The 21,901-nt window shown below is 68.1% G+C and carries 18 protein-coding genes and 1 tRNA gene; 9 read left to right on the top strand and 10 right to left on the bottom strand.

The window, feature by feature from the left end; translation table 11 throughout:
• Window positions 1-153: 153 nt before the first annotated feature.
• The 3 genes from HNP47_RS09940 to HNP47_RS09930 all read right to left on the bottom strand — a co-directional run bounded on the left by HNP47_RS09940 (window position 154) and on the right by HNP47_RS09930 (window position 2,444).
• On the bottom strand, window positions 154-1,233 hold the full coding sequence (locus HNP47_RS09940; protein WP_184279427.1) for an FAD/NAD(P)-binding protein: 1,080 nt from the start codon (window positions 1,231-1,233) through the stop codon (window positions 154-156).
• Complete coding sequence (locus HNP47_RS09935) at window positions 1,137-1,484, bottom strand: FAD-dependent oxidoreductase (protein ID WP_184279426.1); 348 nt, start codon at window positions 1,482-1,484, stop codon at window positions 1,137-1,139. The genes HNP47_RS09940 and HNP47_RS09935 overlap by 97 nt, the downstream gene beginning before the upstream one ends.
• Window positions 1,485-1,583: 99 nt before the next feature.
• Complete coding sequence (locus HNP47_RS09930; RefSeq protein ID WP_184279425.1) at window positions 1,584-2,444, bottom strand: WecB/TagA/CpsF family glycosyltransferase; 861 nt, start codon at window positions 2,442-2,444, stop codon at window positions 1,584-1,586.
• Between the two features lie 224 nt (window positions 2,445-2,668).
• Between HNP47_RS09930 and HNP47_RS09925 the strand changes: the two genes are divergently transcribed.
• The 8 genes from HNP47_RS09925 (at window position 2,669) to ptsN (ending at window position 8,516) form a co-directional block, all read left to right on the top strand.
• Window positions 2,669-2,755, top strand: a tRNA-Leu gene (locus HNP47_RS09925).
• A gap of 145 nt (window positions 2,756-2,900) precedes the next feature.
• Entirely contained in the window at window positions 2,901-3,515 is a 615-nt protein-coding gene (locus HNP47_RS09920) for a ribonuclease D (RefSeq protein ID WP_184279424.1), read from the top strand.
• 7 nt (window positions 3,516-3,522) lie between these two features.
• Window positions 3,523-4,182 carry an LPS export ABC transporter periplasmic protein LptC gene (gene lptC / locus HNP47_RS09915; RefSeq protein ID WP_045809723.1) on the top strand — a complete coding sequence of 220 codons (660 nt, stop codon included), beginning with the start codon at window positions 3,523-3,525 and terminating at the stop codon, window positions 4,180-4,182.
• Window positions 4,179-4,673: an LptA/OstA family protein gene (locus tag HNP47_RS09910; RefSeq protein ID WP_055754030.1), complete on the top strand. Its 495-nt coding sequence runs from the start codon at window positions 4,179-4,181 to the stop codon at window positions 4,671-4,673. Before lptC ends, HNP47_RS09910 begins: the two co-directional genes overlap by 4 nt.
• Window positions 4,674-4,702: 29 nt before the next feature.
• Complete coding sequence (gene lptB / locus HNP47_RS09905) at window positions 4,703-5,494, top strand: LPS export ABC transporter ATP-binding protein (RefSeq protein ID WP_184279423.1); 792 nt, start codon at window positions 4,703-4,705, stop codon at window positions 5,492-5,494.
• A gap of 254 nt (window positions 5,495-5,748) precedes the next feature.
• Window positions 5,749-7,251 (top strand): RNA polymerase factor sigma-54, encoded by a 1,503-nt coding sequence (gene rpoN / locus HNP47_RS09900; RefSeq protein ID WP_184279422.1) that lies wholly within the window; start codon window positions 5,749-5,751, stop codon window positions 7,249-7,251.
• A gap of 74 nt (window positions 7,252-7,325) precedes the next feature.
• The gene (hpf, locus tag HNP47_RS09895) at window positions 7,326-7,970 is read left to right on the top strand and encodes a ribosome hibernation-promoting factor, HPF/YfiA family (protein WP_184279421.1); all 645 of its coding nucleotides are present in this window, start codon (window positions 7,326-7,328) and stop codon (window positions 7,968-7,970) included.
• 78 nt (window positions 7,971-8,048) lie between these two features.
• A complete protein-coding gene (gene ptsN / locus HNP47_RS09890) occupies window positions 8,049-8,516 on the top strand; it encodes a PTS IIA-like nitrogen regulatory protein PtsN (protein ID WP_184279420.1) in 468 nt (155 codons plus the stop codon).
• Between the two features lie 32 nt (window positions 8,517-8,548).
• Here ptsN and HNP47_RS09885 read toward each other — a convergent pair whose 3' ends face one another.
• From HNP47_RS09885 to HNP47_RS09865, 5 genes are all read right to left on the bottom strand, one after another.
• Entirely contained in the window at window positions 8,549-8,800 is a 252-nt protein-coding gene (locus tag HNP47_RS09885; protein WP_017506777.1) for a DUF1150 domain-containing protein, read from the bottom strand.
• A gap of 64 nt (window positions 8,801-8,864) precedes the next feature.
• Complete coding sequence (locus tag HNP47_RS09880) at window positions 8,865-9,302, bottom strand: Hsp20 family protein (protein WP_184279419.1); 438 nt, start codon at window positions 9,300-9,302, stop codon at window positions 8,865-8,867.
• A gap of 115 nt (window positions 9,303-9,417) precedes the next feature.
• Window positions 9,418-10,731, bottom strand: a complete 1,314-nt coding sequence (locus HNP47_RS09875; RefSeq protein ID WP_184279418.1) for an ammonium transporter — start codon at window positions 10,729-10,731, stop codon at window positions 9,418-9,420.
• A 29-nt stretch (window positions 10,732-10,760) separates the two neighbouring features.
• A complete protein-coding gene (gene gltB, locus HNP47_RS09870; RefSeq protein ID WP_184279417.1) occupies window positions 10,761-15,272 on the bottom strand; it encodes a glutamate synthase large subunit in 4,512 nt (1,503 codons plus the stop codon).
• Window positions 15,269-16,696, bottom strand: a complete 1,428-nt coding sequence (locus HNP47_RS09865) for an NAD(P)-dependent oxidoreductase (RefSeq protein WP_184279416.1) — start codon at window positions 16,694-16,696, stop codon at window positions 15,269-15,271. The genes gltB and HNP47_RS09865 overlap by 4 nt, the downstream gene beginning before the upstream one ends.
• 232 nt (window positions 16,697-16,928) lie before the next feature.
• Here HNP47_RS09865 and HNP47_RS09860 point away from each other — a divergent pair, with 232 nt between their 5' ends.
• Complete coding sequence (locus HNP47_RS09860) at window positions 16,929-19,340, top strand: membrane-bound PQQ-dependent dehydrogenase, glucose/quinate/shikimate family (RefSeq protein WP_184279415.1); 2,412 nt, start codon at window positions 16,929-16,931, stop codon at window positions 19,338-19,340.
• Between the two features lie 92 nt (window positions 19,341-19,432).
• On the opposite strand, the gene HNP47_RS09855 is transcribed toward HNP47_RS09860, so the two are convergent.
• Entirely contained in the window at window positions 19,433-20,695 is a 1,263-nt protein-coding gene (locus HNP47_RS09855; RefSeq protein WP_184279414.1) for a glutamate-5-semialdehyde dehydrogenase, read from the bottom strand.
• Complete coding sequence (gene proB / locus HNP47_RS09850) at window positions 20,692-21,849, bottom strand: glutamate 5-kinase (protein ID WP_184279413.1); 1,158 nt, start codon at window positions 21,847-21,849, stop codon at window positions 20,692-20,694. Before proB ends, HNP47_RS09855 begins: the two co-directional genes overlap by 4 nt.
• Window positions 21,850-21,901: the final 52 nt, after the last annotated feature.

The following is a 21,901-nucleotide window of genomic DNA, read 5'->3' as shown; positions in this document are numbered from 1 at the left end:
GTCATTCCGGGGCTGAGCGGGGCGAAGAACCCGGAACCCAGGGCAGCAGTCGCGCCGCTCAACGCGTCCAATGCCTGATGCGCCTCTCATGGGTTCCGGGTTCGTCCTTCGGACGCCCCGGAAAGACGTCCCCATACTGAATTCTGATTGGACCTAGGGGTGGTCCGAAAGGATACGGGCGGCGAGGTCGCGGGCCTGGCCGCGCAGGTCGGGCACGGCCGTCATCTCCCAAAAGGCGCCGCGCGTCAGGGGTCCGATGGCGTGAAGGCCACGCGCGGGTGCGCCCGCCCCGTCCAGCAAACCGCCCTCGTCGTCGACCTGCAGGCCCAGGCCCAAGGGGTCGGGGCGACCGTAACCCTTGTCCAGGATATCGCGGATCATTGGTTCGGTGCTTTTAGAGATCACGCCCAGCGGCCCGGTGCAGTTCACGACCAGATCGAACCGCTCCTTGATGGCGCGCTTCTTTCCGCGCGGACGCCACGAGACCTCGATGACGTCGGTCGCCTTCAGGTCGGTCAGCTTGCCGGCCAGGATCGTCAGTTCGCCGCCGGCCAGCATGGAATGGATGTCGCGCGCCGGGCCGGGCGACAGGCGGTGACGATGCACGTCCCACAGGGGGCGCAGATGGCGCAGGAAGCGGCTGCGCTCGGCACGCGACCAACCGCGCCAGATGTCGCGCGCGGAACGGCGCAGGCGGTCGAACACGGCGCGCCAGTCGGCCTCGGACGTCGCGGCGCGGATCTGACGCAGGATTTCGGCCGGGCTGCCCGAAAACGCGCCGGCATAGGGCGTGGGCGGAACGGTCGCGTGGGCGCGGGGCAAAAGGCCGTGACGCGACAGGGCGGTCAGGCGGCGTCCGGGCTGGCGCAGGGTGATGGCCGCATCCACCATCGTCAGGCCAGAACCGATCAGCAGGACATTGCGGGCGTCGCGCGCCGTCTGAGGATCGAACCGCCAGGGGTTTTCGACATAGGCGGGGGAGGCGCGCACCGCGTCCTCGACGCCGGGGGGCGAGGCGGGCTCCAGATTGCCCAGCGCCAGCACGACCTGATCGGCCGCGACCTCTCCGTCGCTGGTCAGGATGCGCCAGCCGTCGTCCCGGCGATCGATGGACTGCGCCTCGGCGCCGATCAGGTTCAGCGGTCGGGGGCGTCGTCCAGCGCCTCGTCCAGCAAGGCCTGAAGATAGTCGCCATAGACGCCGCGGGTGATGAACCCGTCCTGGGCGCGCCACGACGGCTGTTCGGCCAGCCAATCGGCGAGGTGGCTGGGCTGGTCGGGAAAGGCGCTCATATTGTCCAGGCGGACGTTCAGCAGATGGCCGGGATTGCCGGTGTCATAGGCGGTGCCGGGACCGAAAACGCCGCGCCGTTCGATCAGGGTGACGCGCACATCGCGCGAGGCCTTCAGCAGATTGACCGCGGTCAGCAGGCCGCTGAAACCCGCGCCGACGATGGCGACATGCGGTCCATTCTGCTGCGGCACGCGCACCCCCGTTTCCCGTTTCTGTCGCTGTCGATAACACGCGGCGGTCCAGAGGGATCATGGCGATAAATATCTATCTGACCAGTAGGAATAACGTGATCAGCGGTTGCGACGCCCGGTCTGGCGGATGTCGCGCAGGGCTAGCGGGAGGAGCGTCCAGGGCTCGACGCAGTAGCGGACGAACAGCCGTTTCGGGTCGTGCAGCAGGCGATAAGCCCATTCGATGCCGGCCCGACCCATCCAGCGCGGGGCCGCGCTTTGAACCCCCGCCTCATAGTCGAAGGCGGCGCCGACCGACAGGATGACGCAATCGGGCAGGCGCTCGAAGTTTTCAGCGATCCAGAGCTCCTGGCGCGGCATCCCCATGCCGACGAACAGGATATGGGGCTGGAAAGCCGTGATCCGATCCAGGACGGCGGCGTTCTCGGACGAACCGGGCCGGGCGTCGAAAAAGCCGTGGTGAATGGCGATGTCGGCGTCGGGATAGCGGGCCTTCAGCCGGCGGGCCGCCTCGTCGCCGACGCCGGGCGCGCCGCCGACGGACAGGACGCGCCAGCCCTGACGGTTCGCCACGCTCCAGAAATGGTCGCGCCAGTCCAGATAGGTGCAGCGGTGAAAGCCCCGGCTGTGCAGGCCCAGGGCGCGCGAAAAGGCCAGAAGCGGCGTCGAATCGACCTCGACCAGATCGGCCTTGTCGTAGAAGGCGCCGAGTTCGGGCCGCTTCTGCATCAGATACAGACTGTGCAGGTTGTGATTGGCGATTAGCGTCTTTGCGCCCTGGCGCACGGCCTGCTGAATGTGGTGCAGCACCTCTTCAGGCTTCACCAGATCCATCGGTTGACCCAGGATCGTGACCCGCTCGCGGGCGCGGCGGTTCTGGCGGAACGGCGCGCGCGGCCGGGCGCGGCGCTCCGAGACGAAGCGCTCCGGCGCAGAGGGGTTGAGAGACGGGTCCGCCATGAGGCGCTTCTAGGCGTCCTGGCCTCAAGACGAGGTTAGAAAACAGGCTTAGCGCGCATTAAGTCGCCGCCGAACGCGGATCGAAAATGATGTGCGGCCAGGCTTGCCGCGCCGCGCGCGCAAGAAATCTCGCAAAGGCGAAAAATCCTTGTTGACCCCGCCCGGAGCCTCCCTTAGAGGTCCGCGCCTTCCCGATGGAAACGCCGCAAGGCGCTGCCGACGGGGCCCAGATGGCGGAATTGGTAGACGCGCTGGCTTCAGGTGCCAGTGGCTTAACGGCCGTGGAGGTTCGAGTCCTCTTCTGGGCACCATCTTTCAGAAAGCGTCGCACCGAACGGTGCGGCGCTTTCTTTGTTTTGGCCTATCGAAATGCGCGCGGCGCTCCGCTGCTTGAGGCCCGTTCGTGGTTGAGCTTGCCCGTTTCGCGCGCCGCGTTCGCCGTGTAAGAGCCTGAGCATGACCGTTTACCTGCATGAGGGCGACCTGCCCGACGATCTGGACCTGGGGTCCGAGGTCGCCATCGATTCCGAGACGATGGGCCTGCGTTTCCGCCGCGATCCGCTGTGCGTGGTGCAACTGTCGTCGGGCGACGGAAACGCCCATGTCGTGCGGCTGAACCGGCCCGCCTATGACTGTCCGAACCTGAAGCGGGTGCTGACCGATCCGGCGGTGATCAAGATCTTCCACTTCGGCCGGTTCGACATCGGCATGTTTCTGCTCCACCTCGGCGTCGAGACGCGGCCGGTCTATTGCACCAAGATCGCCTCCAAGCTGGCGCGCACCTATACCGACCGGCACGGGCTGAAGGACGTGGTGCGCGAGACGGTGGGCGTGGACCTGTCCAAGGCGCAGCAGTCCTCGGACTGGGGCGCCGAGACGCTGAGCCAGGCGCAGCTGGACTATGCGGCGTCGGATGTCCTGTATCTGCACGCGGCGAAAGCCAAGCTGGATATGATGCTGGCGCGCGAAGGGCGAACCGATTTGGCCGCCAAATGTTTCGACTTCCTGCCGACGCGGTCGGCGCTCGACCTGGCCGGCTGGGACGAGACCGACATCTTCGCCCACAGCTGAGGCGCGCTTGACCGAACACGGCGAACAGTCCCGCATCGAGGCCGACGAGGCCAGGGTCGCCCTGGCCGGCGCCCGCTGGCGTGCGCGCTCGCGGCGGGTGAAGCTTTATCGCCGCGTCCTGCCGATCGTCATTCTGGTGCTGGCGGGCGGCGCCCTTACCTGGACCGTGTTCCGCACCGTCATGTCGGGGGTGGAGCGCAAGGCCAGCCAGAGCCAGGAGGTCCGCCTGGACGCCCCCCTGTTCCACGGTCAGGATGCACAAGGCCGCGCCTTCACTGTCGGCGCGCAAGGCGCCGTGCGCGACCCCAATACCGGCAAGTTCAAACTGATCGGCCCGGCGCTGAAGCTGAACCTGGGCGGGCGCAAGGTCACGGAACTGACCGCCGACGGCGGCATCTATGACGAGCAGGCCAAGACGGTGACGATCGGCCCGAACGTGCGCATTTCGGACGGCGGCACGGGCTTCGTCCTGACCACGCCCGAGGCGGTGGTCGACACCTCGACCGGAAACGTCACCGGTTCAAAGGGCGTTCAGGGTTCCGGCCCTATTGGAACCATCAACGCATCGTCCTATGCGATCTACGATCAGGGACAGCGCGTCGTGTTCGACGGCGCAGGCGACAACAAGGTGAAGGGCGTTCTGACGCCCAAGGGGTCAGGCGGATGATCGTGACGAAGATTTCGAAGGCGCTGGCTGTCGTCGCGGCGGCGGCCGTCGTGGGCATGCCGGCCCTGGTGGACGCGCAGGCTCAGGCGACCAATCAGCCCGTCGCCTATGGCGCGGACTCGGTCGAATACGCGCCGAACCGCATCATCCTGCGCGGCCGGGCCGAGGCGACGCAGGGCGGCAACCGCTTTCGCGCCGACACCCTGACCCTTGTCAGCGGCGAGGGCGGCGATCTGCAACGCGCCGAGGCCAGCGGTACGGTCTATTTCGTGACGCCCGACCAATCGATGCGAGGCGACCGCGCCGTCTACAACCTGGGCAACGGCGAGATCGTGGTGACGGGCAACGTCATCCTGACCCAGGGCAAGAACGTCCTGACCGGCTCGCGCCTGGTCTACAACATCAACACCGAGACCGCCCGCATGGACGGCGCGCCGCGCGGCGCCGCCGGAAGCCGCGTGCAGGGCGTCTTCTATCCCAACTCGAACTGAGGCCGTCTGGCCGTCACGGACCTGAGCATTTGGCGCGCAAGGAACTGTCAGCCCTGAACCTGGACGAGCGGCCGCAACCGGCCGCCGTGGCGCCCGCGCCTGCAGAAAAGGGCCTGCGGGTGATGAACCTGGCCCGCTCGTTCGGCCAGCGTCAGGTCGTGCGCGACGTGTCCCTGACGGTGCAGCGCGGCGAGGTCGCGGGCCTGCTGGGTCCCAACGGGGCCGGCAAGACCACCTGTTTCTACATGATCACCGGCTTGATCCCGCCGGATTCGGGCGCGATCTGGCTGGACGGCGAGAACATCACCGGCCAGCCGATGTATCAGCGCAGTCGCATGGGCCTGGGGTATCTGGCGCAGGAAGCCTCGATCTTTCGCGGCATGACGGTCGAGCAGAACGTCAAGGCGGTGGTCGAGCTGAATTATCCGCGCGACCAGATCCGCGCCGAGACCGACCGGCTGCTGAACGAACTGCACATCGACCATCTGCGCCATGCGCGGGCTACGGCCCTGTCGGGCGGCGAGCGTCGGCGGGTGGAGATCGCGCGGGCGCTGGCCGGACGGCCGTCCTTCATGCTGCTGGACGAACCCTTCGCCGGCATCGACCCCCTGGCCATCGCCGACATCCGCACCGTGATCCGCTATCTGGCCAGCCAGGGCATCGGCGTACTGATCACCGACCACAATGTGCGCGAGACCCTGGATATCACCGACCGGGTTTCGATCATCTCGAACGGCGCGGTGCTGTTCGAAGGCACGTCCGACGAGGCGATCCGCGACGCCGAAGTGCGCCGGGTGTATCTGGGCGAAAACTACATCTGATCCGCCTCGTCTCCTCCCCACTTGTGGGGAGGGGGACCGCGCGCAACGTGGTGGAGGGGTTCTTTTGAGCACCACGAGCGCTAGCGATGCGGTGAAGACCCCCTCCGTCACGGCGCTTGAAGGACGCGCCGCGCCACCTCCCCATGAAATGGGGAGGAGCCAAAAAGCGCGTTCGTCTCGCGTTAACCGGTTCGGCGACATTCTGTCCCAGCAAGTTCCGGGCCACTTGGCGGCCGGGCGGGAAGATTTCGAACGTGATCGGGCAACGATTAGAGGTCAGGCAGGGGCAGGGGCTGGTCATCACGCCCCAGCTGCAGCAGGCGATCAAGCTGCTGCAACTGTCGAACCTCGAGCTGGAGGACTTCGTCGAGGCCGAGCTGGAACGCAATCCGCTGCTGCAACGCGAGGAGCCGGAAGGCGACGCGCCCGAGCCTGTCGAGCGCGTCGAGGCGACGGCGGACGGTGAAATGTCGTTCGGCGACGGGGTTGCGGACGCAGCGGCGTCTTCGATGGACGCCGGTTCCGACGATGTCTATGGCGACGCCGCGCCTGGCGAGCGCACCAGCGACCGGATGACCGACGAGGCCCAGCCGGGGCTGTCGGACTGGTCCAGCGCCGGCAAGGGCGGCCAGACGTTTGAGGGCGAAGGCGGCGAAAGACCGGACGCCCACGAGCTGACCCTGTGGGAGCATCTTCAGGCCCAGGCGTCGAGCGCGGGCCTGTCGCCGGCCGACCACGGCATCGCCCTGACCCTGATCGATGCGACCGACGAGGGCGGCTATCTGCGCGGGGAACTGACCGAGTTCGCGGACCGGCTGGGCGTGCCGCTGGAGCGGATCGAGGCGGTGCTTGCCGTCTGTCACGGCTTCGAGCCGACCGGGATCATGGCGCGGTCGGTGCCGGAATGCCTGAAGCTGCAGCTGATCGAGCGCAATCGGTTCGATCCGGCGATGGCGGCGCTGCTGGACAACCTGGACCTGCTGGCCAAGCGCGATCTGGCGGGCCTGCGCCGCGTCTGCGAGGTCGATGGCGAAGATTTGACCGACATGATCGCCGAACTGCGGGCGCTGACGCCGCGTCCGGGCGCAGGCTTCGGCGGCGAGCCGGCGCAGACGGTCGTGCCCGACGTGCATGTGCGGCCCGATCCCGCCGGCGGCTGGCGGGTCGAGCTGAACGCCGACACCCTGCCGCGCCTGCTGGTCGATAAACGCTATCACGGCCTGGTTCAGGCCGGCGCGCGCTCGGATACCGAAAAGACCTTCGTCGCCGACTGCGCCGCCCAGGCCAACTGGCTGGTCAAGTCGCTGGATCAGCGGGCCAAGACCATTCTGAAGGTCTCGTCCGAGATCGTGCGCCAGCAGGACGCCTTCCTGGCCTTCGGCGTCGAGTTCCTGAGGCCGCTCAATCTGAAGACCGTCGCCGACGCCATCGGCATGCACGAATCCACGGTCAGCCGCGTCACCTCGAACAAATATATCGCCACGCCGCGGGGCGTGTTCGAGCTGAAATTCTTCTTCACCGCCGCCATCCAGTCGGTGGACGGCGCATCGACCCATTCGGCCGAAGCCGTCCGTCACAAGATCAAATCCATGATCGACAGCGAGGGGGTTGAGGGTGACGTCTTGTCCGACGACCGGATCGTCGAAATCCTGAAGGAAACGGGCATCGACATCGCCCGCCGCACCGTGGCCAAATATCGGGAAGCCTTGAGGATTCCGTCTTCGGTCGAGCGCCGCCGGATGATGAAGACGGGCTGACATCCACAGCCAAGCGTGACCACAAATCGGTGATCTGGATTGACACCAAATCGGGTCGGGCGCGTTCTATCGGCATGCAAGTCCAAGTCAGCGGCAAGCAAGTGGATGTCGGCGAAGCGTTAGGCTCGCGCATCTCCCAGGAACTCGAAGACGGGGTCGGAAAATACTTCGCCCGAGGCGGTGAAGACGCCGAGGTCGTGGTGTCCAAGGACGGCCACAACTTCAAGGTGGACTGTTGGGTCCGCCTCGCGTCGGGCCAGACTCTGGTGACGACCGGAATGGGCGGCGACGCCCACTCGGCCTTCACCGAGGCGCTGGATCGGCTCGAAAAGCGGGTTCGCCGCTACAAGCGCCGGCTTAAGGACCACCACATCGGACCCAAGGGTCTGTCCCCCGAGAAGACCGAAAACGCCGCCCGCGAAGTCGCTCGCAGCATCGTGCTGCGTGATCCCGACAGCGTGGAGGACGATGTCTTCGGCGACACCGGCGAGAATGACGGCCCGCCGCCGGTGGGCATGGTCATCGCCGAGACCGAGCACGAAATCCGCACGATCACGGTCGGACGGGCCGTGCTGGAGCTGGACATGACGGGCTATCCGGTCGTGCTGTTCCGCAATGCGGCGCACGGCGGTCTGGCGGTCGTCTATCGTCGTCCGGATGGCAATGTGGGATGGATCGATCCCGAACGGACGGCCAAGTCCAACGGTTCGATGAACTAAGCCTCAGTTTGACTTCGGCGCGGTTGTCTCTAAACGGGCGGCCGCGCCGTTGTCTGCTGCGTGTATCGAGGTTGTGTAATGGACATCGGTGATCTGCTCGCGCCCAAGGGCGTGGTGCTGCGCAGCGGCGCGTCGTCCAAACGACAGGCGCTACACGCGCTGGCCGAGGCGGCGTCGCATGCGCTGGGCCTCGACGAAGCCCGCATCTTCGACGCCTTGATGGAACGCGAGACGCTGGGATCGACCGGGCTGGGATCCGGGGTCGCGGTGCCGCATGCGCGTCTGACCGAGGTCGACAAGGTTACGGCGGTGTTCGTGCGACTGGATACGCCTGTGGCCTATGATGCAGTGGACGACCGGCCCGTCGATCTGATTGTCGGCCTGTTTGCCCCGCCCAAGGCGGGAGCCGAGCATCTGCGCGCATTGGCGGCGGTGTCGCGCGCGCTGCGGTCGCCCGAACTGCGGGAGCAGCTGAAACAGGCGCGCACGACCGATGCTATCCGCGCCCTGTTCGTCAAGGACGGTGCGGCCGCAACGGCGGCCTGAACGGCGGCGCCTGCGCGCCGCCATCCATCAGATCAGTGAACGGAAACCGGCTCCAGCTCGTGCGCCACGGCGGCGGCGAAGGCGGTGTCGCGGTCGATCATGACCGCCAGACGCTCGCCGTCGGCGCTGTGGACGGCATAGAGCATCTGGCCGGGGTTCAGATCCACGTCCTTGATCTCGACCGCCTCTTCAAGCAGGTCCGAGGCCTTGATCTCGCGCACATAGACGAGGTCGGGGGCGCCCAGTCCGGCAAAGTCTTCCTTGGTCATCGTCATCGGCGTCATTAGGACCGCCTCCTTCATATTTGACAACGCCCGGATCGCCGGGCGGTTCGAATGGCTGTGGTTTTCAGCCGGCCGTGATCGGCCCAGACGTAATGGGAATGCGTCGCACCTGGCGCTCGGCCTCGGGCCGGATCAGGTCGACGTGCAGCAGGCCGTGCTCCAGCCGGGCGCCCTCGACCTCCAGCCCGTCGGCTAGGACGAAGTTGCGAACGAAGCCGCGCGCCGCGATGCCGCGATGCAGGAAGGCCTGTTCGCCTTTGCCGGCATCGTCGCGCTTGCCGGCGATGGTCAGCTGGCGGCCGTCCAGGGTGATGGCCAGTTCGTCCGGCGCAAACCCGGCGACGGCCAGGCTGATGCGGACGCCCGCATCGCCGATCTGTTCGACATTGTAGGGCGGATAGCTTTCGGCCGCGGCCTTGGCGGCGCGGTCGATCAGGGCGCGGGTGTGGTCGAAGCCCAACAGAAAGGGGCTGTCGAACAGGAGGGTGCGCGTCGTCGTCATCTGGGGTCCTTACGTCAGCGACCGAGCGGTCGGTCTCCCGCAATCGGCAAGACCGTCCGTCACAGATGAAGATGGGGGCTGGCGAAGGCGGGATCAACCGGCAGCCCCTGTGGGGTCAGTGGATGGCCTCGCCGTGCTGGGTATAGTCCAGCCCCTCGACCTCTTCGTCCCTGGTCACGCGCAGGCCGGTGGTGAACTTGCAGATCATCAGGACGACGAAGGTGCCGGCGGCGCTCCAGGCGATGACGCCGACCAGTCCGACGGCCTGTTTCCACACGGTCGCCCCCTCCGACAGGGCGTTGACGGTCGTAGTGGCGAAGACGCCGGTCAGCAGGGCGCCGACGATGCCGCCGACGCCGTGAACGCCGAAGGCGTCCAGGCTGTCATCGTATTTCAGCGCGTGCTTCAGCCAGACCGCGCCCGCATAGCAGGCCGGACCGCCGATCAGGCCGATGAAGAAGGCACCCTTGGGATCGACGAAACCGGCGGCGGGCGTGATGGCGACCAGACCTCCGACGACGCCTGACAGCAGGCCAAGCAGGGTCGGGCGCTTGCGATCGAACCATTCGATGGTCATCCAGCCCAGGGCGGCGCTGCCGGCGGCCAGGATCGTATTGAACGCGGCGGTGGCGGCCAGCGCGTCCGCCGCGCCCGCCGATCCGGCGTTGAAACCCAGCCAGCCGACCAGCAGCAGGCCGGTGCCGATGGCGCTATAGACCAGGTTGGCGGGGGCCATGTTGTCGCGCCCGAAGCCGTGACGCGGCCCCAGCACCAGGGCGCAGACCAGGCCGGCGATCCCGGCGTTGACGTGGACGACCGCGCCGCCCGCGAAGTCGAGCACGCCCAGTCCGCCCAGATAGCCGCCGCCCCAGATCTGATGGCAGATCGGCGCATAGACGATCAGATGCCACAGGCCGAAGAACAGCAGGCTGGCCGAGAACTTCATCCGCTCGGCGAAGGCGCCGGCGATCAGGGCCGGGGTGATGATGGCGAAGGTCATCTGGAAGCTGACGAACAGCAGTTCGGGCAGGCCGGGCAGCAGGCTGTGGGCCGTCTGGGCCGTCACGCCGTTCAGGAAGGCGGCCTGTACCCCGCCGATGAAGCTGTTGATCGCGTCCGGCCCCTTGCCGAACGACAGGCTGTAGCCGACCAGGAACCACAGCACCGAGACGATGGCGAAGGCGGCCGCCGACTGGGCGACGACGCTGATGACGTTCTTCTTGCGCACCATGCCACCGTAGAACAGCGCCAGGCCCGGCAGTGTCATCAGCAGCACCAGCGCCGTCGAGGTCAGAATCCAGGCCGTCGCCGCCGTGTCGATGACCAGCGGCGCCTGATGCGCCAGCAGCGCCGGGGCCGCCAGGGCCGGTGAGGCGAAGGCCGCCGCCCCGGCGACGAGCGTGACGGCGAGGGCGGCGGATCGGGTCATGGCGGCTTTCTGAGGCAGGCGGTTCGGTATCAGGCGGAGGTCTTCAGGCGTTCCGTGCGGGCGACGATGTCGGTCAGGGGCACGATGCGGACGAAGCGTTTCAGGCTGTTGTCCCAATCCGTCAGCAGACGCCGCGCCAGGGGCGAGGCCGTCGCGGTCAGATGGGCCTCGATCAGGCCCTTCAGTCGATCGGCCGCCTGTGCGTCAATGTCGGTCACGCCCGCCAGGTCGCCATTCAGGGCGCGCTCGGCATGGCCCGGCTGGTCCAGCACGAACACCTCGCCGCCGCTCATACCCGCCGCCAGGTTCCAGCCGACCGAACCCAGGACGACCACGCGCCCGCCGGTCATATATTCGCAGCCGTGCGCGCCCAGACCCTCGACCACGGCCTCGGCGCCGGAGTTTCTGACCGCAAACCGCTCGCCTGCCGCGCCGGCGACGAACAGACGGCCGGAGGTCGCCCCATACAGGGTGGTGTTGCCGCAGATCAGTTGATCCTCGCGCCATTCGGGCGTGCGGATCGAGATTTCGGCGCCCGACAGCCCCTTGCCGACATAGTCGTTGGCCTCGCCGGTCAGGTGCAGTTCCAGACCCTTGGCCGCAAAGGCGCCGAAGCTCTGACCCGCGATGCCTTCCAGCCGCAGCTTCAGACGGCCCGCCGGGCCTTGCGCGCCGAAGCGCCGCACGATGGCCGAGGACAGGGCCGCGCCGACCGTGCGCTGGGTGTTGTTCAGCGGATAGGACAGCTCCAGCGTCTGGCCGCGATCCAGGAAGCGCACGGCGTCCTTCAGCACGGCGGCGTCCAGGCTGTCGGCGATGGGCTTGCGCGTCGTCTTGTCGGCCCATTTGCCGGCCGCGCCCTCGTCCACCTGAACCAGCAGGGGGTTCAGGTCCAGGTCGTCCAGGTGCGAGCCGCCGCGACGGACCTGACGCAGCAGGTCGGTGCGGCCGATGATCTCGTCCATCGTGCGCGCGCCGATCGAGGCCAGGATCTCGCGCGTCTCCTCGGCGATGAAGGTGAACAGGTTCACCACCTTGTCGGGCGTGCCGGTGAACTTCTCGCGCAGGCGCTCGTCCTGGGAGCAGACGCCGACGGGGCAGGTGTTGGAATGGCACTGACGCACCATCAGACAGCCCATGGCGATGAGGGCGGCGGTGCCGATCCCGTATTCCTCGGCCCCCAGCATGGCGGCGATGACCACGTCGCGACCCGTGCGGACCCCGCCGTCGGTCCTCAGCGTGACCGAGCCGCGCAGATTGTTCAGCGTCAGCACCTGGTGGGCCTCGGCCAGGCCGATCTCCCACGGCAGGCCTGCGTGCTTGATCGAGGTCTGGGGCGAGGCGCCGGTGCCGCCGTTGTGGCCGGCGATCAGGATGGCGTCAGCGTTGGCCTTGGCCACGCCCGAGGCGATGGCGCCGATGCCCGAGGCGGACACCAGTTTCACCGTCACCCGCGCATCGGGGTTGATGGCCTTCAGGTCGTAGATGAGCTGGGCCAGATCCTCGATCGAATAGATGTCGTGGTGCGGCGGCGGGCTGATCAGGGTCGTGCCGGGCACGGCGTGGCGCATCCGGGCGATGAACTCGGTGACCTTGAAGCCGGGCAACTGCCCGCCCTCGCCGGGCTTGGCGCCTTGCGCGACCTTGATCTCGATCTCACGGCACTGGTTCAGATATTCGGCGGTGACGCCGAACCGGCCCGAGGCCACCTGTTTCACCGCCGAGTTGGCGTCATCGCCATTCGGACGCGGGTGATAGCGTTCGGGATCCTCGCCGCCCTCGCCCGAGACCGAGCGGGCGCCGATGCGGTTCATGGCGATGTTCAGCGTCTCGTGCGCCTCTGGCCCCAGCGCGCCCAGCGACATGGCCTGGGTCAGGAAGCGGCGGCGGATGTCCGACACGCTCTCGACCTGATCGACCGGAATGGCGACGCCCTCGCGGAAGTCGAGGAGGTCGCGCAGGGACAGGTCGGCCTGGGCGCGGACGACTTCGGAAAACTGCTTGAAACGGCGATAGTCGCCGCGGTTGCAGGCGTCCTGCAGCAGGTGGATCGTCTTGGCCTCATGGGCGTGGGCCTCGCCGCCCGAACGGATCTTGAAGAAGCCGCCGATGGCGGGCGAGGGCACAGCCTCGCCCCAGGCGATGCGGTGCCGCTTCATCGCCGCCTGCTCCAGGCCGGCCAGACCGATGCCAGAGATGCGCGACGGGGCGCCGGGGAAGAACTCGGCGGTCAGCGCCCGCGACAGACCCAGCACCTCGAACTCGCAGCCGCCGCGATAGGCGGAGATGACGCTGATCCCCTTGCGGGCCAGCGTCTTCAGCAGACCCGCCTCGATGCCGGCCTTGTAGTTCAGGCACGCGTCGCGCAGCGTCAGGCCGGGATAAAGGCCCCGGTCCAGGCGTTCCTGGAACAGGTCCTGAGCCAGCCAGGCGTTAACGGTGGTGGCGCCGACCCCGACCAGGACGGCGAACCCGTGCGGGTCCAGCGTCTCGGCGGTGCGCACCACGATGGAGCAGTAGGAGCGCAGGCCCGCCTTGGTCAGGCGGCCGTGGACCCCGGCGGTGGCCAGGATCATCGGCGCGGCCAGACGATCCGCCGAGCCGGCCTGGTCGGTCAGAACGATCAAGGCGGCGCCGTCGCGGGCGGCGGCCTCGGCCTCGTCCATGATCCGGTCCAGCGCGGCGCGCAAGGCCACGCCCGGACGGGCCTCGTCCGAGGGAACGTCATAGCTGCAGTCGATGACTACGGTCGAACCGGCGCCGACCGTGTCGATCATCCGCTCGTACATGCCGTTGGTCAGAACCGGGCTGTCGAGCACGAAGACGTCGGTCTGGGCCTCTTCCTCGGCCAGGATATTGCCCAGGTTCTTGAACCGGGTCTTCAGGCTCATGGCGCCCGCTTCGCGCAGCGGGTCGATCGGCGGATTGGTGACCTGGCTGAAGTTCTGGCGGAAGTAATGCGACAGCGGACGGGGCAGGGCCGACAGCACCGCGGGCGGGGCGTCGTCGCCCATGGAGCCAACGGCCTCCTTACCGTCACGCACCAGCGCGTCCAGCAGCAGGTCCAGGTCCTCGCGGCTGTAGCCGGCGGCGATCTGGCGGCGGGTCAGGGCCTCGCCCGAGGCCGAGCGCGGCTCGGGTCCGGGGCCGATGATCGGCTCCAGATCGACCATATTGTCCAGCCAAGCCTCATAGGGGTGGGCGGCGGCCAGGGCGTCGACGGCCTCGTGCTCGTCATAGACGCGGCCGTGCTTCATATCGACGGCGATCAGCTTGCCGGGGCCGATGTGCAGGCGGCGCTTCACCCGGCTCTCGGGGATCGGCACCAAACCGGCCTCGGAGCCTGCCATCAGCAGACCATCGACCGTCTCGACGGCGCGCAATGGGCGCAAACCATTCCGGTCCTTGCCCGCCACGATCCAGCGGCCGTCGGCGGCGCAGATGGCGGCCGGGCCGTCCCACGGCTCCATCACCGCATTGCAATAGGCGTAGAAGGCCCGGTGTTCGGCGGGCATGACCACGTCGTCCTTGGCCCAGGCCTCTGGGATCAGCAGGGCCTTGGCCATCGGCGCGGGGCGCCCGGCGTGGACCAGCACTTCCATGACATTGTCCAGGGCGGCGGAATCCGATCCGCCCGGCTGGACCACCGGCTTGACCTCGCCGTCGCGGTCTCCGAAGGCGCCGGCCGCCATGCGGATCTCGTGCGACTTCATCCAATTCAGGTTGCCCTTCAGCGTGTTGATCTCGCCGTTGTGGGCCATCATCCGGAAGGGCTGGGCCAGCTTCCATTCGGGGAAGGTGTTGGTCGAATAGCGCTGGTGGAAGACCGCGTAGGCCGAGACGAAGCGCGGGTCCGCCAGGTCGGGATACAGGTCGCCCAGCAGTTCGGCCCGCACCATGCCCTTGTAGGCGATCGAGCGCGCGGACAGGGTGCAGATATAGACGCCGGCCAGGTTCTCGGTCTTGACCGTCTTTTCAATGCGGCGGCGGCACAGATACAGTTCGCGCTCCAGCGCCTCGCCGTCCAGCGGCTGTCCGGCGTCGTCCAGCGGCGGGGCCAGCATGATCTGTTCGATCTCGGGCCGGGTCGCGCCGGCCTTGGTCCCGACGACCGACAGGTCGATGGGCGTCTGGCGCCAGCCATAGATCCAGAAGCCTCCGCGCAGGGCCTCGGTCTCGACGATGGCGCGGGCGCGGTCCTGGGCGCCCAGATCGGTGCGCGGCAGGAAGACCTGGCCGACGCAGATCGGGCCGGGACGCAGGGACTGACCGATCGAGGCCACCTGTTCGGCGAAGAAGCCTTGCGGCAGCTCGGCCATGATGCCAGCCCCGTCGCCCGATAGGCCGTCAGGATCGACCGCGCCACGGTGGGCCACAGCCTTCAGGCTGCGGATCGCATATTCGACCACGTCGCGGCGGGGCGTGCCGTCGATGGAACAGACCAGGCCGACACCGCAGGCGTCGCGCTCCGAGCTGCGGTCGTAGGCGTTGCCGGCTTCCAGCCGGTCGCGGGTGTCGTTGTACTTGTCTAACCAGGTCATGCCGCGACCTCCTCGGTGCGGGTCTTGAAGTAGCGATCGATCTCGGCGGCGGCGTCCTGGCCTTCGCGGACGGCCCAGACGACGAGCGAGGCGCCGCGCACCGCGTCGCCGGCGGCGAAGACGCCGGGCAGGCTGGTGGCGAAGCTAACCGAACTCACCTTGATGGTGCCGTCGTCGCGTAGGCGCAAATCGGCCTCATGCGCCGCGAACGGCTCGGGAGAGAAGCCCAGCGCCTCTATGACGATGTCGGCCGGCACGTCGAAGTCGGCGCCGGGAACCGGCACGATGTCGCGACGCTGGCCGGGCAGGCCTTCCGTCAACTGCATGCGGGCGGCGCGCACGCCCGTGACTTGGTCGCCTTGCGAGAGCAGGGCCTTTGGTGCGGCCAGCCATTCGAAGACGACGCCTTCTTCCTCGGCGTTGACGACTTCGCGGGCCGAGCCGGGCATGTTCTCGCGGTCGCGACGATACAGGCAGGTGACGCTGGCCGCGCCCTGACGGACGGCGGTGCGGACGCAGTCCATGGCGGTGTCGCCGCCGCCGATGACGACGACACGCTTGCCGCGCGCCTCGTGCCAGCCGTCCTGTTCGGCGTCGCCCAGGTCGCGCCGGTTCTGATGGGTCAGATAGGACAGGGCCGCCACGGTCGAATCCGGCCCGCGACCCGGCGCGGACAGGGTGCGCGGCTGATAGACGCCCATGGCCAGCAGGACGACGTCGTGGCGGTCGCGCAGTTCGGTCAGTGTCACGTCCTTGCCGACCTCGCAGCCCAGAACGAACTGGACGCCGCCGTCGATCAGCCGGTCCACGCGACGCTGGACGACGTGCTTTTCCAGCTTGAAGCCGGGGATGCCGTAGATCAGCAGCCCGCCGGCGCGGTCGTGGCGGTCATAGATCGTGACCTGATAGCCCTCGCAGCGCAGCCGGTCGGCGGCGGCCAGACCGGCCGGGCCGGCGCCGACGATGCCGACGGTTTCGCCGCGTTCGGCCGCCGGGCGGATCGGCTCGACCCAGCCGTTGGCGAAGGCCTGGTCGCCCAGCCAGGCCTCGACCGAGCCGATGGTCACGGCGTCCCAGCCGGACTGGTTTAACGTGCACGACCCCTCGCACAGTCGGTCCTGCGGGCAGATGCGGCCGCAGATTTCGGGCATGGTCGAGGTCAGGGACGCGACGCGCCAAGCCTCGCGCGGCTCGTTCTCGGCCGACAGGCGTAGCCAGTCGGGAATATTGTTCTGAAGCGGGCAGGCGTTTTGGCAGAAGGGCACGCCGCAATCGGTGCAGCGCGACGCCTGTTTCTCGGCCGTCTCGGTCGAGGGCGGAATCGTGATCTCGCCGAAACCGCGTGCGCGCAGTTCGGCCGAGGCCTTGGACAGGCGGCGAGGTTCGACGACGAATGTCCCGCCTTGCTTCAGGGTCTTATGCATATCTCGCATATGCCGCAAACGAGGCGTTAGAGGCAAATATTATTGCCGTCAGGCGTTCTCGGCGGAACAAAAAGAATAAATCATCCAATCGGGCGCGTTTCGTCGTCAAAAGTTGCTGATGTGAGCCGTTTGCGCCGCAACAGGATTTTGTTCCAGGGGTGCGACAATAGGAACCGGGGCAGCTTCGAGGCGTTTGAAGGACGGATTTCAGCTGACCATAGAGAGTGCGCTCATGCCCCGATGGACAACCCCGACCGGCCTGGGCGGATGGCTGACGTTGCTGCTCGGGATCCTGCTGGCCGTGATCGGTCTGGTGCTGACGGTCGGCGGCGTTCAGCTCGCGATGCTGGGCGGCTCCTGGTATTATCTGATCGCGGGCCTGGGGCTGATCGTGTCGGGCCTTTTGCTTGTCTGGCGCGATGTGCGCGGGGCTTGGCTCTATGGCGCGGTCTTCGTCGTCACGGTGATCTGGGCGCTGTGGGAGAAGGGCCTGAACGGCTGGGCCATGATCCCCCGCCTGGTCGGGCCGCTGGTGCTGATGTTCCTGGTGCTGGCGACGCTGCCTGTGCTGCGCTCGCGCGGCGGCGGCAAGACGGCGGGCCTCGGCGCGCTCGGGCTGGCGGTCCTGACGGTCGTGTTCGGCCTGGTGGTCGGTCAGATCAATGCGCCCGGCGTCGACAGCCCGGTGCCCGGCGCGCGCGGACCGTTCGGCGATCCCGCCCTGATCAAGGCCGGCATGGATTGGCCAGCCTATGGCGGATCGGACGCCGCCCAGCGCTATTCGCCGCTGAACCAGATCAACAAGACCAACGTCGGCCAGTTGGAGCGCGCCTGGACCTTCCGCACCGGCGACCTGCCCGGCGAACGGTTCGGCGCCGAGACCACGCCGCTGAAGATCGCCGACACGGTCTATCTCTGCTCGGGTCGCAACAAGATGTTCGCCCTGGACGCCAATACCGGCCGGCAGAAGTGGGCCTATGATCCCAAGGTGGCGGACGAGCAGATCCCCTACACCGCCGCCTGCCGGGGCGTGACCTATTACGCCGCGCCCAACGTCGATCAGGCCCAGCCCTGCGCGACGCGCATCATCGAAGGCACGCTGGACGGCCGGATCATCGCGGTCGATGCGCGCACCGGTGTGCCTTGCCCCGCCTTCGGAACCAACGGCGCCGTCAGCATTAAGGAAGGTATGGGCAATCCCTATCCCGGCATGGTGTCGATCACCTCGCCGCCCGTCGTCGTCCGCGGCGTCATCGTCACGGGCCATCAGGTGCTGGACGGTCAGAAGCGCTGGAACGCCTCGGGCGTGATCCAGGGCTATGACGTCGTCACCGGTCAGATGCGCTTCGCTTGGGACATGATGCGTCCCGACATCACCACCGCTCCGCCGGCCGGTCAGACCTATACGCCGGGCACGCCCAACATGTGGACGACGGCGACGGGCGACGAAGCCCTGGGCCTGGTCTATCTGCCGATGGGCAACTCGGCCGCCGACTATTATTCGTCGCTGCGCCGGCCCCAGGAGAACCAGTATTCCAGCGCCCTGGTCGCGCTGGACGTCACGACCGGCAAGCCGCGCTGGAGCTATCAGACCGTCCGCCGCGACGTCTGGGACTATGACCTGGGTTCGCAGGTGACGCTGGTCGACATGCCGACCGCAGGGGGCGTGACGCCTGCGGTGATCCTGCCGTCCAAGCGCGGCGAAATCTTCGTGCTGGATCGCCGCACGGGCCAGCCCCTGCACGGCGTTCAGGATCGTCCGGCGCCGCGCGGCGGCGTCGAACCGGCGCAGCGCGCGGCGACCCAGCCCTATTCGCTGTTCAACACCCTGGCCAAGCCTGACCTGCGCGAAGTTGACATGTGGGGCATGTCGCCGATCGATCAGATGATCTGCCGCATCCAGTTCAAGAAGGCGTCGTATCAGGGCCAGTTCACGCCCCCGACAGCCGACCGTCGCTTCATCGAATATCCGGGCTACAACGGCGGTTCGGACTGGGGCAGCGTGGCTCTGGATCCGCGTCGCGGCGTGATCATCGCCAACTATAACGACATGCCCAACTACAACCGTCTGGTGCCGCGCGCCGAGGCGAACAAGTTGGGCTGGTTCCCCCGCGACGACCCTCGCTATCAGGAGGAAACGACCGGCGAGGGCGCCAAGGCCGAGGGCGCGGGCGATCCGCAGATGGGCGTGCCCTATGCGATCGACGTCAACGCCGGCTGGCGGATGCCCTTCACCGGCCTGCTGTGCAAGGAGCCGCCCTATGGCGGGATCCGCGCCATCGACGTGCAGAGCGGCAAGACTCTGTGGGACCGTCCGTTCGGCACGGCGCGCAAGAACGGCCCGTTCGGCATCCCTTCGATGCTGCCGCTGGAAATCGGCACGCCGAACAACGGCGGCTCGGTGGTCACGGCGGGCGGCCTGATCTTTATCGCCGCAGCGACCGACGACCTGATCCGCGCCATCGATATCGAGACGGGCAAGACCGTCTGGTCCGACGTCCTACCCGCCGGTGGCCAGGCGAACCCGATGATCTATGAGCAGAACGGCCGCCAATATCTGGTGATCGTCGCCGCCGGCCATCACTTCATGGAAACGCCGGAGGGCGATTACGTGATCGCCTATGCGCTGCCGCAACGGGGGTAAGCCCGCTGACAAATCTCCCTCCCCAGCGGGGGAGGGTGGTCGCGCAGCGACCGGGTGGGGGCGGCTTGGCAACAAGCCATCTTTTCCTCACATCAGGGCCTGATCTGCCCCTGGCCGCGCACCACATATTTGTAGGTGGTCAGCTGCTCCGCCCCGACCGGACCTCGCGCGTGCAGGCGGTTGGTGGAGATGCCGATTTCGCCGCCGAAGCCGAACTCGCCGCCGTCGGCGAACTGGGTCGAGGCGTTGATCAGGACGATGGCGCTGTCGACCTTGGCGGCGAACCGGTCGGCAGCTTGGGCGTCTGTGGTGACGATGGCCTCTGTGTGGCCTGAGCCGTAGCGGGCGATGTGATCGGTCGCGGCGTCCAGATCCTCGACGACGCGGACGGAGAGGATCGGGGCCAGATATTCGGTGGTCCAGTCGGCCTCGGTTGCGGGCGCCATGGCGGGGACCAGGGCGCGGGCGTCGGCGTCGCCGCGCAGTTCGCAGCCGGCGGCGATCAGGTCGGCGGCGACGGAGGGCAGCAGGCGCTGGGCCGCCGCCCGATCCACCAGCAGGGTCTCGGTCGCCCCGCAGACCGAGACGCGTCGCATCTTGGCGTTCAGGACGATGGCGCGGGCGGTCTCAAGATCGGCAGCCTCGTGCAGATAGGTGTGGTTCAGGCCTTCCAAGTGGCTGAGCACGGCCGTTCGCGCCTCGGCCTGGACGCGGGCGACCAGGCTCTTGCCGCCGCGCGGGACGATGACATCGATGGCGCCGTTCAGCCCGGTCAGCATCAGGCCGACCGCCTCGCGGTCGGGGGTGTCGACCAGTTGCACCGCATCGGCTGGCAGTCCGGCCTCGGCCAGGGCTTCCGCGATCAGGGCGGCGATGGCCAGGGAGGACTGAAGGCAGTCCGAGCCGCAGCGCAGGATGGCGGCATTGCCCGAGCGGATGCACAGAGCGGCGGCGTCGGCTGTGACGTTTGGGCGACTTTCGTAGATCACGCCCAGCACGCCGATGGGGGTGCGGACGCGTGCGATGTCCAGGCCGTTGGCGGGGGTCCAGCGTTCGGTCTCGACGCCGAGGGGGTCGGGCACGGCGGCGATGGTCGCCACCGCCTCGGCCATGCCGGCGATGCGGGCGGGACTCAACGACAGCCGGTCGATCAGGGCGTCGGTCATGCCATTCGCGCGGGCGGCGTCCACGTCGCGGGCGTTGGCGGCGAGCAGGGCGGGTTCGGCGGCCGTCAGTTTTGCGGACAGGCTTTCCAACGCGCGGGTGCGAGCGGCGGCGGGAGCTTCGCGCAAGAGCACGGCGGCGGCGCGGGCGCGCCGGCCCAGATCGAGCATTCGGGTCTTCAGATCGGTCATCGGTCGTCCAGCACCATGTCGTCGCGGTGGATCAGCACCGAGGCCCCGCGATAGCCCAGCAGGGTCTCGATCTCGTCCGAGCGTCGGCCGCGAAGGCGCGCGGCCTCGTCGGCGGCGTAGGCGGCCAGACCCACGCCGACGGCCCGACCGTCCGGGTCGATCAGACGCACGCAGTCGCCCTTTTCAAAACCGCCCGCGACCCCCGTGACGCCGGCGGGCAGCAGGCTCTTGCCCGCCTTCAGCGCCGTGACGGCGCCCGCGTCCAGCGTCAGGGTTCCGGCCGGCGACAGGCTGCCGGCGATCCACTGTTTGTAGGCGGCCATCGGTCCGTCGGGCGCGGCGATCAGGGTGGCGCGCGCGCCGTCGCGGATGGCGCTGAGCGGCGACAGGGTCTGGCCCGAGGCGATGATGGTGGCGCAGCCCGCCGAGCGCGCGATCTGGGCCGCCGCCAGCTTGGTCGCCATGCCGCCGGTTCCGACGCCCGCATCCGCGTTGGCGCCCCCGCCCATGGCCAGAATGTCGGGGCTCAGCGTCTCGATCAGTGGCAGATGGGCGGCGTTCGGATCGCGGCGCGGATCGGCGGTGTACAGGCCGTCCACGTCCGACAGCAGGATCAGCAGGTCCGCCCGCGCCAGCTGAGCCGTGCGCGCCGCCAGCCGGTCGTTGTCGCCGTAACGGATTTCCTCGGTCGCCACCGTGTCGTTCTCGTTGACGATGGGGATGACGCCGTGGGTCAACAGGGCCTCGACGGTCGCGCGGGCGTTCAGCCACCTCCGACGGCGTTCGGTGTCGTCACGCGTCAGCAGCACCTGGCCCGCGATCAGGCCGTGCGGGTCCAGCGCCCCGGACCAGGCCGCCATCAGCAGCGATTGCCCGACCGAGGCCGCCGCCTGCTTGTCCTCCAGCCGTGCGCCCAGCGCGGGCAGACGTCCCCGGCCCAGGGCGATCGAGCCGGACGAGACGACGATGACTTCGCGCCCCTCGGCCTTCAGCGCCGCCAGATCCGAGGCTACGGCCGCCAGCCAGTTGCGCGTCGGCTGGCGCGTGGCCGCGTCGATCAGCAGGGAGGATCCGATCTTGACCACGACCCGCCGGGCGGCGCCCAGCGCCGACGCAGCGTTCGGGCCGACGGGGAGGGCGGCGCGCTGGGACATGAAGCTTTCTCTAACGCCACGGTTCGGGCTTGTCTCTTGCCGTGTCTCGCCG

The organism is Brevundimonas vesicularis, from assembly GCF_014204545.1.
GTDB lineage: Bacteria > Pseudomonadota > Alphaproteobacteria > Caulobacterales > Caulobacteraceae > Brevundimonas > Brevundimonas vesicularis_B.
This window is presented reverse-complemented; position numbering and strand designations above follow the sequence as displayed.

Bases quoted from the DNA above. Each gene is read 5' to 3' on its own strand.
- HNP47_RS09930 (WP_184279425.1), bottom strand. From the start codon at position 2,444: ATGGCGGACCCGTCTCTCAACCCCTCTGCGCCGGAGCGCTTCGTCTCG.
- HNP47_RS09920 (WP_184279424.1), top strand. From the start codon at position 2,901: ATGACCGTTTACCTGCATGAGGGCGACCTGCCCGACGATCTGGACCTG.
- HNP47_RS09910 (WP_055754030.1), top strand. From the start codon at position 4,179: ATGATCGTGACGAAGATTTCGAAGGCGCTGGCTGTCGTCGCGGCGGCG.
- hpf (WP_184279421.1), top strand. From the start codon at position 7,326: ATGCAAGTCCAAGTCAGCGGCAAGCAAGTGGATGTCGGCGAAGCGTTA.
- ptsN (WP_184279420.1), top strand. From the start codon at position 8,049: ATGGACATCGGTGATCTGCTCGCGCCCAAGGGCGTGGTGCTGCGCAGC.
- HNP47_RS09885 (WP_017506777.1), bottom strand. From the start codon at position 8,800: ATGACGCCGATGACGATGACCAAGGAAGACTTTGCCGGACTGGGCGCC.
- HNP47_RS09880 (WP_184279419.1), bottom strand. From the start codon at position 9,302: ATGACGACGACGCGCACCCTCCTGTTCGACAGCCCCTTTCTGTTGGGC.
- HNP47_RS09875 (WP_184279418.1), bottom strand. From the start codon at position 10,731: ATGACCCGATCCGCCGCCCTCGCCGTCACGCTCGTCGCCGGGGCGGCG.
- gltB (WP_184279417.1), bottom strand. From the start codon at position 15,272: ATGACCTGGTTAGACAAGTACAACGACACCCGCGACCGGCTGGAAGCC.
- HNP47_RS09865 (WP_184279416.1), bottom strand. From the start codon at position 16,696: ATGCATAAGACCCTGAAGCAAGGCGGGACATTCGTCGTCGAACCTCGC.
- HNP47_RS09860 (WP_184279415.1), top strand. From the start codon at position 16,929: ATGCCCCGATGGACAACCCCGACCGGCCTGGGCGGATGGCTGACGTTG.
- HNP47_RS09855 (WP_184279414.1), bottom strand. From the start codon at position 20,695: ATGACCGATCTGAAGACCCGAATGCTCGATCTGGGCCGGCGCGCCCGC.
- proB (WP_184279413.1), bottom strand. From the start codon at position 21,849: ATGTCCCAGCGCGCCGCCCTCCCCGTCGGCCCGAACGCTGCGTCGGCG.